At 62.0% G+C, this 11,973-nt stretch carries 10 protein-coding genes; 6 read left to right on the top strand and 4 right to left on the bottom strand.

From position 1 onward, the window contains the following. Positions 1-9 precede the first annotated feature (9 nt). From NKI79_RS20395 to NKI79_RS20370, 6 genes are all read left to right on the top strand, one after another. The gene (locus tag NKI79_RS20395) at positions 10-1,539 is read left to right on the top strand and encodes an ABC transporter substrate-binding protein (protein ID WP_352646222.1); all 1,530 of its coding nucleotides are present in this window, start codon (positions 10-12) and stop codon (positions 1,537-1,539) included. Between the two features lie 65 nt (positions 1,540-1,604). After that, complete coding sequence (locus NKI79_RS20390) at positions 1,605-3,131, top strand: xylulokinase (RefSeq protein WP_352803797.1); 1,527 nt, start codon at positions 1,605-1,607, stop codon at positions 3,129-3,131. Then, entirely contained in the window at positions 3,124-4,449 is a 1,326-nt protein-coding gene (locus NKI79_RS20385) for an iron-containing alcohol dehydrogenase (RefSeq protein ID WP_352803795.1), read from the top strand. Before NKI79_RS20390 ends, NKI79_RS20385 begins: the two co-directional genes overlap by 8 nt. Before the next feature lie 77 nt (positions 4,450-4,526). After that, on the top strand, positions 4,527-5,609 hold the full coding sequence (locus NKI79_RS20380; RefSeq protein WP_352803792.1) for an ABC transporter ATP-binding protein: 1,083 nt from the start codon (positions 4,527-4,529) through the stop codon (positions 5,607-5,609). Beyond that, entirely contained in the window at positions 5,610-6,665 is a 1,056-nt protein-coding gene (locus tag NKI79_RS20375) for a hypothetical protein (RefSeq protein ID WP_352803790.1), read from the top strand. Positions 6,666-6,764: 99 nt separating this feature from the next. Continuing rightward, the gene (locus NKI79_RS20370; protein ID WP_352690078.1) at positions 6,765-7,763 is read left to right on the top strand and encodes a sugar-binding transcriptional regulator; all 999 of its coding nucleotides are present in this window, start codon (positions 6,765-6,767) and stop codon (positions 7,761-7,763) included. A 52-nt stretch (positions 7,764-7,815) separates the two neighbouring features. Here the strand turns inward: NKI79_RS20370 and NKI79_RS20365 are convergent, their stop codons facing one another. The 4 genes from NKI79_RS20365 to NKI79_RS20350 all read right to left on the bottom strand — a co-directional run bounded on the left by NKI79_RS20365 (position 7,816) and on the right by NKI79_RS20350 (position 11,960). Then, positions 7,816-8,547: an ATP-binding cassette domain-containing protein gene (locus NKI79_RS20365; protein ID WP_254819755.1), complete on the bottom strand. Its 732-nt coding sequence runs from the start codon at positions 8,545-8,547 to the stop codon at positions 7,816-7,818. Between the two features lie 2 nt (positions 8,548-8,549). Next, the gene (locus NKI79_RS20360; RefSeq protein ID WP_352478617.1) at positions 8,550-9,530 is read right to left on the bottom strand and encodes an ABC transporter permease; all 981 of its coding nucleotides are present in this window, start codon (positions 9,528-9,530) and stop codon (positions 8,550-8,552) included. 201 nt (positions 9,531-9,731) lie between these two features. Continuing rightward, a complete protein-coding gene (locus NKI79_RS20355) occupies positions 9,732-10,715 on the bottom strand; it encodes a sugar ABC transporter substrate-binding protein (protein WP_352507683.1) in 984 nt (327 codons plus the stop codon). 39 nt (positions 10,716-10,754) lie between these two features. Continuing rightward, the gene (locus NKI79_RS20350) at positions 10,755-11,960 is read right to left on the bottom strand and encodes a mandelate racemase/muconate lactonizing enzyme family protein (RefSeq protein WP_352803787.1); all 1,206 of its coding nucleotides are present in this window, start codon (positions 11,958-11,960) and stop codon (positions 10,755-10,757) included. Positions 11,961-11,973: the final 13 nt, after the last annotated feature.

Genomic DNA, 11,973 nt, shown 5'->3' with positions numbered 1-11,973 from the left:
GGAACGATCATGAGCTTCAGAGAACACGACAAGAAGACATTCGTCGCCGATACCTGCAACGACTTTACGGCGCGCCGAATAACCAAACGCGACTTCATGAGGAAGATGGCGCTCGCCGGTGTCGGCTTTTCTGCCTTCGGATCAGCCATGCTAGGTGGCGGCCGCACCAATCGCGGGATCCTGGGCCTCGGGGTTGAAGAAGCCCGCGCCCAGGACGCCGATATGTTGAAGTGGCTGGCCGATGTCGGCAAACCGTATGCCGGCACCAAAATCCGCTACACTTCGGAAGCGACGCCGCCAACGATCGTCGCCAACCAGCTTGTCGCGGGTGAATTCACCAAGGCCACCGGCATTGAGGTGGAAGTCGAGATCGTGCCGCTGGAGCAGGTTCTCGCCAAGGCGACGCAAGATGTGCAGGGTCAGCTTGGCACCTACGACGTCTACTATCTCGACCAGTCCTGGATGGCGACGTTTGCACAGGATGTCGTCGATCCGCGCGAGTATTATGACCAGAACAAAGACCTGGCGATGCCCAACTTCGACTGGGACGATTTCTCCAAGCCGCTGGTCGACGGCATCGCCATGTACAACGGCAAACAGTGCGGAATCCCATTCGATATTCCGATCTTCATCCTGATGTACCGCAAGGATCTTTTCGACAAACACAACATTGCGCTTCCGACAGACCTCGACGCCTACCTCAAGGCCGTGCAGGCGCTCACTGAGGCAGAAAAAAGCAACGGCATCTTCGGCACCGCGTGCCAGGCGAAGTCCGGCCATTATTCGCTGGAATGCGACTGGACCTTCGCCTTGTGGGGCCATGGCGGGTCGATCTTCAACAAAGACAAGAAGTTTGTCGGCAATGACGAGCGCGGCGTGGCCGGGCTGCAATTCTATCAGGAGCTGGTCAAGAACTCGCCGCCCTCCGCGACGACTTGGACCTGGGACGGTCAGGGACAGGCACTAACACAGGGTCAGGCCGCGATGGCAATCACCTGGGGCGAAGATTTCCCCGGCTTCGACGCCAACGATTCCAAGGTCAAAGGCCTGTTCGAGGCCCTGCCCGCGCCCAAGGAGGTTCCCGGTCGTCGCGCCGCCGCCGATTGCGGCTTCAACGAAATCCCGGCCGTTGGTCACCAGGGCGGCTCGACGATTTCGCTGTCGCAATATTCCAAGAACAAGGAAGCGGCATGGCTGTTCATGCAGTGGGTCTGCTCGAAGGATGTGATGGCGCGGGTATCGACGCTCGGCGGCGGCGCCTCGCCGATGCGCAATTCTTCCTTCACCGATCCTCGCGTGAAGGCGAAGGCCGTCGTCGGGCCTGGAACGACACGCCACTTCGACGCGATCAAATACACGATCGACAACCAGATGGGATCGGAGCCGGACATGCCGATCTGGGCGGATCTGTCGAACAACGACATTCCTGTTGAGCTCGGCAAATTGCTTACGGGCCAAGACTATGGCGGCAATGCCAAGGCGTGCCTCGATGCCATTGCCGGCATTGTCGACGGCAAAGTCAAGGACGCCGGTCTTTAGCGACTCGTCGGTGATTTGGGCGAAGGCGGCTTCCACCGCCCTCGCCCTTTGGCAATGTGGCGGCAATGGTTCCGGATCTCGTCATCGGCATCGATTCCTCGACCTCGGCAACCAAGGCGATCGCCTGGGACCGCAATGGGCTGGCCGTGGCTGAAGGTCGTGCACCGCTTGCAATGTCCAACCCGCGTCCGGGCTATTTCGAGCAGGATCCGGCCGAGTGGTGGGCCTCGACGGTTGCGGCGCTTCGCGCTGTCGCGGCAACAGTTTCGCCGGCACGCATTGCCGCCCTTGCGATTGCCAACCAGCGCGAAAGCTTCGGCCTTTTCGACGAGCAGGGCCAGGCGGTCGGGCCGGCGACGCTCTGGCTCGATGAGCGCGCCCGTGGGAAAGCACGGCGCTTCGGCGAGAGTTTCGGCGCGGCACGCGTCCACGCAATATCGGGCAAGCCGCTCGACGTCATTCCTTGCCTTTACCGCATGATCTGGTTTCGCGAGGAAGAGCCCGAGATTTTTGCCCGCGTGGAGCGAATGGCCGAAGTCCATGGCTATCTGGTCTTTCGCTTGAGCGGCCGGTGGGTGACATCCACCGCATCCGCCGACCCGATGGGCATACTCGATATGCGAGCTATGGACTGGTCGAACGAAATATTGGACGCCGCGGGCGTGGCGCGGGGAATGATGCCGGACCTGGCGAGGCCCGGCAGCGTTCTGGGCCAACTGACTTCGGAAGCCGCCATACTGACGGGCCTGCGGGAGGGCACGCCGATCGTCGCCGGCGGCGGCGACGGTCAATGCGCCGGAACGGGCGCTGGCGTGTTGCAGCCGCGATGCGCTTACATCAATCTCGGCACGGCGGTCGTCTCCGGCAGCTTTGGCACGGACTACGTCCATGACCAGGCCTTCCGCACCGAGACGGCGGTAGCCGATGATGGCTATATCTACGAGACGTGCCTTCGCGCCGGCACTTTTCTCGTCGACTGGATGGCGCGCGAAATGCTTGGCGTCGATCTGCATGGCGCAAGCGGCCTGGCAGCGCTCGAGGCCGAAGCCGCTGCCAGCCCGATCGGCGCAGGCGGCATAATGCTTCTTCCCTACTGGCAGGGCGTCATGGACCCGCACTGGGACAGTAGGGCCCGTGGTGTGATTGCCGGGCTGTCCGGCTCGAGCAGCCGCGGCGACATCTATCGTGCCGTGCTGGAAGGTATAGCGCTGCATCAGGCCGCGACAAGTCGGCGGGCAGCTGCAGCTGCCGCCCAGACCATCGACCGGTTCATAGCCATCGGCGGAGGGGCGAAGTCCGACCTGTGGATGCAGATTCTGGCGGATGCGCTCGGTCATCCCATAAAGCGTTCGACGACGGTGGAGGCCTCCTCGCTTGGCGCGGCGATGGCGGCGGCAAAGGGCGTGGGCTGGTTTTCCACCATCGCCGAAGCGTCGCTCGTAATGGCCAGCGAGCCGGCCAAAACCTTCGAACCAGACGGGAAACGGGCCGCGCTCTACGCCGAACTTCTTGCGATCCATGCCGATCTTTGGCCAACGCTTTCAACCTGGAACCAGCGTCTCGCGGCCTTCATGGAGACCGATCATGGCTGAAGCGAGCAACTGGAACGCCTTGATCGAGGACGTTGTCGCAGGACGCTGGACAGATCCCAAAACAGGCGCAGCCGCGGTCCTGCCGTTCCAGACAATCGAATTGCTGGAGACGACGGAGGGCCGCGAGGGGGATCTCGTTGCGCCTCTGGCGCTAGGCAGCCGCATCGCCGTGGTCTCCGACATCAACACCGTCGATGTGATGGGCAGGCGCGTCGCGAAGGCGCTGCGTGCCATCGCCGAAATCGACGAAATCGTGCTGCCTGACGGCCTCGACTGCGATGAGGCAACGATCCAGATGGTCAGGGAGAAGACGCGTCACGCCGAAGGCGTCGTGGCCGTCGGGTCCGGCGTCCTCAACGACAGCTGCAAGCATGCAACCTTCCTCGATCAGCGGCCCTATGCCGTCTTCGGCACGGCGGCCTCGATGAATGGCTACGGCGCCTCGACAGCGTCGGTGACGTTGGCTTCAGGGCTCAAGATCTCGCTGCCCTCGCATGCTCCGCGAGGCATCTTCCTGGACCTTGGCGTGTCGGCTGCTGCACCCAGCTGGCTCAGCGCCGCCGGGCTTGGCGACAGCCTCTGCCGCTCCACCGCCCAGATCGACTGGTGGGCTTCGCATCGGCTGTTCGGCACTTACTATTCCGAGGTGCCTTATCTGCTTCAGGCGGGCGATGAGGAACCGATGCTGGCCCATGCGCCTCGCCTTGCCAGGCACGACATCACCGCCGTCGGGCATCTCCAGCGCGTCCTGACGTTGTGCTCGATGGGCGTGTGCTTTGCCGGCGTTTCCCATCCCGGGTCCATGGGGGAGCACCAGATCTCCCATTGGGTCGACATGTTCGCGCAAGCGCATCATCCAGGCACCACGCACGGCCAGCAGGTCGGGGTTGCCTCGCTGGTCATGGCGCGTCTGCAAGCGCGGCTGCTGGACATGGAAGAGCCGCCGCAGGCAAGGCCAACCGTCATCGACGAGGCGGCGATGCTGGCCCGCTATGGAGCGCAGCTTGGACCACTTTGCATTGCCGAGATGAGGAAGACAGCACTCGACGCCAGCCAGACGGAAATCTTCAACCGGAAACTCGCGGAAATCTGGCCGGCCCTGCGCCAGGAGGTTCGGCCAATGGCAATGCCGGTCGCCCGCATGGAGGCAGCCCTCAAGGCTGCGGGGGGGCCGGTCACCGGCGCGGAACTAGGCCTGCCGCGCGCGCTTTGGCACGATGCCATTCGCTATTCGCGAGAGATCCGCGGCCGCTGGTCCTTTGTCAATCTGGCCGCCGATGCAGGGCTCTTGGAAGAGTTTCTGGACAGCCAATGGTGAGAGCGCATCCGATCGCCAATGGCTCGCATGGCGAAAATGGGCTCCAACCGGCAAGGGCAATCGAAGGGTAGCAATTTATGGCGTCTGTCACCATCAGCAACATAAAGAAGGACTATGGCGCCCTCTCGATTATCGATGGACTCGATCTCTCGATCGAGGATGGCCAGTTCGTCGTTCTGTTGGGGCCGTCCGGCTGCGGCAAGTCCACGTTGTTGCGCATGATAGCCGGTCTCGAGCCCATCACGTCCGGTGAGATCGCCATAGGCGACAGGGTCGTCAACACGCTTCATCCCAAAGACCGCAACATCGCGATGGTCTTCCAGAATTACGCGCTTTATGCGCACATGACCGTCTTCGACAACATGGCCTTTTCCATGCAGTTGAAGAAGCGCCCCAACGAAGAAATCAAACAGAAGGTCGGGTGGGCGGCATCGATCCTCAACCTGACTCCCTATCTGGAACGGTACCCTCGCCAGCTTTCGGGCGGCCAGCGGCAGCGTGTCGCCATGGGCCGCGCCATCGTGCGGGACCCAACTGTGTTCCTGTTCGACGAGCCGCTGTCCAACCTCGATGCCAAGCTGCGCGTGCAGATGCGCACCGAAATCAAGGAACTCCACCAGCGACTGAAGACCACCACGGTCTATGTTACGCATGACCAGATCGAGGCCATGACCATGGCCGATGTCATCGTCATCATGCGCGACGGCCGTATCGAGCAGATCGGGCGCCCGCTCGATGTCTACGATCACCCGGCAAACCTGTTCGTCGCTTCTTTCATCGGCTCGCCCGCAATGAACATGTTGCATGGCGAGGTGGCATCCGAGCGCGACGCCTGGGTGGTGCGGACCGATGAGCTATCCCTCCCGCTGCCGCCAGGGGCTGCGGTCCGGCCCGGCCAAAAGGTGATCTACGGCATTCGCCCCGAACATCTTCGACCCGTGGCCGACGGGCGCGGCATCCCGGCCAGGATTACGGTTGTCGAGCCGACCGGCCCCGAAATCCACATCTTTGCCAGCATGGGCAACACTGCGATCTGCTCGGTGCTGCATGACCGCATGGAGCTCTCTCCTGGAGCTGTAATCCATCTGGAACCGGCGCCTGAGCGAATCCACCTGTTCGACCAAGGCAGCGGCGAGCGACTGGACAAGGGAAGAAGCTGAATGGCCCAGGTCGTTATCCTCGGCGCCGGCGTCATGGGCTCTGCCATGACGCTTCCTGCCGCTCACGCGGGTAACCGCATCACTCTTGTCGGCACCCATCTCGACGAGGAGATCGTCGACTCGGTGGCCGGCACCGGTCGTCATCCGCACCTCAACACCACACTGCCTGATGTGGTGGCCGCCAGGTCCTGGACCGAATTCGGGGCAGCGATGAACGATGTACCCGATCTGCTTGTACTCGGCGTCTCGTCGGCCGGCATTCCTTGGGCGATCGAGCGCATTGCAGAAAGCATCAAGTTGCCGGTGCCGATACTGATGATTACGAAAGGACTTGCAGCAAGCGACGAAGGCGTGGAAATCCTGCCACATCTGCTTGCCCGCGAGATCGAGCAACGCACCGGCTTGTCAGTCCCGGTGATGGCCGTCGGCGGACCCTGTATTGCCGGCGAACTGGCGGCACAGCGCGACACCTCTGTGATCGTGGCCGGGCACGATCCCGACCAGGTGGCCGCGGCCTCCCGCCTTCTGCGCGCGCCCTTTTATCATGCGCGATCGTCATCCGATCTCGTCGGCGTCGAGATCTGCGCTGCTTTCAAGAATTTCTACACACTCGCCGTTGGGGCTGCCGTCGGACTGCTGGAGCGCGACGGCAAGGCGCCCAATGGTGCGCTCATGCACAATCTTGCCTCCTCACTTTTCTCGCAGTCCCTCGCGGAGATGGCGATTCTGGTCGATGCTCTGGGCGGAAAAATCGAAACAGTGCTGGGGCTGGCCGGCTCCGGCGATCTTTATGTGACCTGCCAGGCGGGCCGTAACGGTCGCATGGGGCGCCTGCTTGGCCGCGGCCTGCCCTATTCCGTGGCGAAGCGCGAACATATGAGTTCGGACACGGTCGAGGGAGCGCAACTGGCGCTGGACCTTGGTCCGACTTTGAAGAATATGATGGCCCGGGATGTACTTCTCCACGATCGCCTGCCGCTGACGAGGGCCATCATCGACGCGGTTTGTCACGATGCTCCGCTGGTTTTGTCCTTCGACCGCTATCATCGAGGCTAGCGGAGCAGGGGAAACTCGATTGATGCCTCATATCGATGAGCACATGGCTCGGCCGAGCCCGCTCTGGACCCGCTGCCGCGGAGTGGACAGGATGATCTGATGGAGAAACCCGCACGAAAGAAACGCGACGGCCGCCAAGCTGTAACGAGTTCGGTCACGGCTGATCGTGAGGAAGGGCTGCTCGTGCGCGCCGCCTGGCTTGCTTACGTCGGTGACCTAACGCAGGCGCAAATTGCCAAGTCTCTTGGCCTGACCCGCCTTCGCGTCAACCGGATGCTGGCGCACGCGCGCCAGCGGGGGATCGTTCAGATTCGCATCAATTCGAAGGTGGCGAACTGCATCGAGCTGGAGCACCGGCTGCGGGACGCCTATGGTGTCTCGGATCCAATCGTGGTTCCGACACCACCCGATCCTGCGCTGGTGCCACAGGTCATCGCAGCCGCCGCCGGTGAGGCCCTGTCGCTCAGAATCCGCGACGGGATATCGGTGGGCGTGGGATGGGGACGGACGCTCCAGCTTAGTCTGCGGTCAGTGACGGTGCGCCCGGTCAAAGGAATGTCGGTCGTTTCCCTGCTTGGTGGGCTCACGCGCGGATCGGCGATCAACATCTATGAGATCGCTTCGCGGCTCGCGGCGCTTTTCGATGCGGAATGCTTCTACATCGCAGCACCGGTGTTCACGGACACGGAGGCCACGCGCGATCTGCTTATGCGCCAGTCCATTCTGGAAGACGCCTTCACCCATGCCCGCGACGTTGACGCCGCTTTCGTTTCGGTGGGCGCGGTGCACAAGGACGCCACCATCTTTCGGATCGGACTGGTAGGCGACGATGATCTCAAATCGCTCCGCGAAGCGGGAGCCGTCGGCGATATTTGCGGCCACTGGATCGGCGCCGACGGACAACTCGTCGATCACCCGCTAAACAATCGCGTTATCGGCCTCGCGCCCGAACATCTGCGCGACGTCGACACTGTGATCCTGCCCTCCGGCGGCCTCGACAAGGTTCCGGTGCTGCGCGCCGTGTTGCGTCTGGGAGTCGTCGATGTGCTGATCACCGACGAGAAAACCGCTGAGGCGATCCTTGCGCAAAAGCCGTAGCGCAGACTGACCTCTACCAGCAGAGCGGCTCGCGAGCGATCGCTTCTTCGCCTCACAGAACCTCGTGGATTTCCTCGATCGAAGTCTCGCCGATCCGCTTGTCGAGAACGATCTCTCCACGCGCCATGGCCACGACCCGGTCGCAGCATTCGAAAACATGATGCATGTTGTGGCTGATGAAGACGCTGGTGATGTTCTGGGCCTTGAGGGCGCGAACGAAGCCGATCACCTTTCGGGTCTCCTTTACCGAGAGATGATTGGTCGGCTCGTCGAGTATCATGACTTTCGACTTGAAGTGCATGGCACGGGCGATCGCCACGCCTTGGCGCTGGCCGCCCGACAGTTCGCCGACCAGCGCGTCCGGCGACCTCAGATGCAGATCGACGTCGGCGATCGCCTTGACACTTTCATCACGCATGCGCTTCTGGTCCAGGATGCCGATGCCGAAAACCGAGCCCTTCACCGGCTCGCGTCCGATGAAAACGTTGCGGGCGATGGTCATGGTCGGCACCATCGAATTGTACTGGTAGATCGTCTCGATGCCGCGATCCATGGCGTCGCGCGGATTCGAGAATCGGACCGGTTCACCTTCGATCCTGATCTCGCCGCCATCGGGCTTTTGGGTGCCTGACAGGATGTTGATCAACGTCGATTTGCCGGCGCCGTTGTCGCCGACAAGGCCCAGGGCCTCGTCTGGATAAATATCCAGAGTGACGTTCTTCAAGGCGTGGACGCCGGAATACCATTTCTGGAGTCCCTTGATCGCGATGATGGGTGCCGCCATGATCAGGTCTCCACCTTCATTGCCCTGCCCCGCTTTCGCAGCCAGGCATTCACGACGACCGCGAAGATAGTCAGGAAGCCGATTGCCATCTTGAACCAGTTGGCGTCAACCTGGCTCAGCACCAGTCCGTTGTCGATGACGCGGATAAGGGCAGCCCCTATGATGCCGCCGAAGATAGTGCCGATGCCGCCAGCCAGCGAGGCGCCACCGATGACGGCAGCCGACACGGCTTGCAACTCCAGCCCCTCGCCGATCGAGGGCAGCGGCGCGCCGAGCCGCATCACCTGAATGGTGCCGGCAAAGCCGGCGAGCACAGAACATATCATGAAGCAGGCGACCTTCACCCGGGCCGTCGGGATGCCCATCGATTGCGCGGCAGGCAGAAAGCCGCCGGTGGCGCGCACCCAGTTGCCGAAATTCGTGCGCGACAGAAGCACCGTCGCCAGGATTGCCACGGCGACGAACCAGAAGAACGACATGCGAAAGAGGTCGCCCGGCCCCACATAGATCGTAAACAGCCATTTGGGCAGAGCGTTGGCCGGGATGACAGGAGGGAAGCCACCGGAGATTACCACCGTCAGCGAACGCGCAATGAACAGCATGCCAAGCGTGGTGATGAAGCTTGGTATCGCGAAACGAATCGTTATGAACCCGTTGAAGAAGCCGATCAGGGCGGCGATCACGAGGCCGGCGGCAAAGGCCGGCGCGAACGGCACGCCGGCCGCCAGCATCACCGCCATCGTCATCGGGGTCAGCGCAAAGACCGAGCCCACGGAAAGATCAAACTCGCCGCATATCATCAGCAGGGTCACGCCGATCGCGACCAGCCCCATTTCAGGCAGCAGCCCAAGCATTCCACGCACGTTCTGTGTGTTCAGAAATACGCCGTTCGAGCGTATCTGAAAGACGAGAAGGAGGAGGAGCAGGAACACGACCGCGGCAAGCTCCGGCTTCTCCAGATAAATCTTCATCAAGCGCTTCATCATTCGCTCCGGCTTGGGATTGTTTGCGCTGGCTTGCCGCAGCGGCAAGGGGATGGCGGCAGTCTGTCTTCTACCGCCCTTGACCGGGAGATGCGGTGGCAGGATGAGGGGTGGAGCTAAAACGCCCAAAGGCCACGCGGCCTGCCCCCCCACCCTTGCCCCCTCCCGTAAAGAACGAGGAGAGGACGCCGGCTTCGCCGCCTACCGCACGCCTTTTGCGGCCAGTTCCTTGAGCTTCGGCACGTCTTCCTTGACGATGATGCCCTTGCCGGTGTCGATGTCTGCCGGCAGCAAACCGACGTTCTTGGCGAGATAGGATTCCATCACCGGCATGAAGCCCTGCATGTAGGGCTGCTGGTCGACCTGGACCTGGATATAACCCGCTTCCATCTGTTGCAGGACTTCCGAGACGATATCGAAGCCGCCCATCAGCACCTTGCCCGGTTCGATGCCGCGATCGATCAGCACTTGGGCCACGTAGGCATGCCAAAGGCCGGTGTCGAAATACACCGTGGTGTCCGGGTGGGCAGACAGATAGGCGCCAACACGATCGGCGACGACGGCGCCATCTGTGCCGGTGTCGAGCCGTTCGATGACTACTTCGCGTCCGCCATTCGCGGCCTTGTATTCCTCAAGGAACTTCATGACACCAGCAGCGCGCTGTTCCGACCAGTTCTGACCGGGCGCGGAGACGCCGACGAGCGCCCTGATCTTGCCTTCCTTGGGGAAGAACTCGGACATCTTCTTGCCGAGTTCGTAGCCGGCGGGAATGAAGCCCTGGCCGATGAAGGCCTGGCGGGCATTGCCGGCTGCACCCTCGGTGTCGTCGACGTTCGACGCGATCACCGTGACGCCGGCAGCGCGGGCGTCGGCGATGATCTGGTCGAAAGCATTGTTGTCGACGATCGAGGTGATCAGCGCGTCCGGTTTTGCCGCGAGTGCCGCCTGCATGTTGGCCGATTGTTGCTCGATCGAGCCTTCGGTCTGCGTGAAGACCATCTGGCAATTGGCCTGGATCTTGGCGCAGGCGTCGTCAAACCCCTTCTTCACCGCCTGCCAGAACGGGTTCGACGCCGACGAATGATGCGTGAAGACGATGTTCATCGGCTCCTGTGCGCGTGAGCCGATTGCCGAGCCTCCAGCCAGTACTGCTCCCAAGGCTGCCGAGATAAGTAGCTTCTTCATGGTTCTCCTCCTCCGTAGAAAGCTGCTTCAGGTTCATTTTCAGAGAGTCGATGCGTCAGTCACCCGTCGAAGCGCCGTGAAGGCGCGATCGATCTCCGGGTTCAGTTCCATGCCGAGGCCCGGTCCGGGAGGCACGGTGATCATGCCGTTCTTCACCTGCGGCAAAGCGGTCACAAGGTCGCGGTACCAGGTCTTGTAAAAGGCCCTGACACTCTCCTGGACAAGCGCGTTCGGCGCATTCAGCGACAGGTGGGTCGATGCGCCGAGCACCACTGGACCGGTGCAGTCGTGTGGCGCGACCGGCAGGTGCCATGCCTCAGCCATGGCAGCGATCTTGCGCGCCTCCGAGAGCCCGCCGCACCAGCTGATATCGAGCATGATGACACCGGCCGCTCCAGTTTCGAGAAGGTCACGGAAGGCCCAGCGGGAACCGAGCGTCTCCGAAGCCGATATCGGCGCCAGCGAAGCCTCGGCATAGCGTTTCAGGCTGGACAGGCTGTCCATCCTGATCGGATCTTCGTGCCAGAAGGTCTTGTAGGGGGCAAGCTCGCGAGCGATCTGGATGGCCGGCAGCAGCTGCCACATTGAATGGAATTCAACCATGATGTCCATCTTGTCGCCGACCGCATTGCGGATTTTCTCGAATGGCGCCAGCGCGGAAATCAAGTCGGGCTGCGATATATACTGGCCGCGCGTTTTCTCGGCGGCCATGTCGAACGGCCAGATCTTCATGGCCGTGATGCCTTCCTCCAATAACGAATGCGCCAGTTCGTCGGCGCGGTGAAGGAAGCCGTTCAGATCATCATAGGCGTCGCCGGGCTTATCGAGCCCGTAGTTGGCCGTCGTCTGGCCCGTGGCCTTCTTGATGTATTCGGGTCCGGCACAGGTGTTGTAGGTCCTGATCTCGTGCCTGGTGAACCCGCCGAGGAGCTGTGCGATCGGCTGACCTGTGACCTTTCCAAACAGATCCCAAAGCGCGATGTCGAAAGCGGAATTGCCCCTGACTTCCGCGCCCGTCGATCGGAAACCGAGATAGCCGACAAGATCGGCGGCGAGCAGGTCGATCTGCAAGGGGTCGCGACCGATCACGCGCGGCGCGACATATTCGTGCAAATAGGACTCGACGGTCTCGGCCATGAAGAAGGTCTCGCCCAGTCCCACGAGGTCTTCGTCCGTGTGAACCAGGACCCAGAGAAGGTTCGGCCGCTCCTTGAGCCGCAGCGTTTCCAGCTTCGCGATCTTCATTGCGCCCCCGTCC

It is taken from the genome of Mesorhizobium sp. M0340, from assembly GCF_040321535.1.
Lineage (GTDB): Bacteria > Pseudomonadota > Alphaproteobacteria > Rhizobiales > Rhizobiaceae > Mesorhizobium.
Note: the sequence above shows the minus strand (reverse complement) of the source record. Positions and strands in the feature narration are given on the sequence as shown.